General features: G+C 43.5%; 1 tRNA gene. It reads left to right on the forward strand.

The features are described 5' to 3' along the window. Positions 1-154: 154 nt before the first annotated feature. Positions 155-230 (forward strand) — tRNA-Glu (locus NR114_RS24225). Positions 231-370 lie beyond the last annotated feature (140 nt).

Raw genomic sequence — 370 nt, forward strand, 5'->3', positions numbered from 1 at the left:
ACCTCCTTACCTAATGATATTGATTCGCGTGAAGTGCTCACACAGATTGTCTGATAGAAACGTAATGAGCAAAAGCGCTACCTGTTGATGTAATGAGTCACTGACTCATGCTGATACGAACCGATTAAGACAGTCAGTTTAATCGGATTTTCGTGTCCCCATCGTCTAGAGGCCTAGGACACTGCCCTTTCACGGCTGTAACAGGGGTTCGAATCCCCTTGGGGACGCCATCCGATAATGAGTGAAAGACATTATCACCGGTTCTTGGAACCGAAAACATCTTAAAGATGACTCTTGCGAGTCGTGTTTAAGATATTGCTCTTTAACAATCTGGAACAAGCTGAAAATTGAAACATGACAGCTGAAACTT

Origin of the sequence: Serratia sp. Ser99, assembly GCF_024519545.1 — a bacterium.
In the GTDB taxonomy this organism is placed as follows: domain Bacteria; phylum Pseudomonadota; class Gammaproteobacteria; order Enterobacterales; family Enterobacteriaceae; genus Serratia; species Serratia liquefaciens.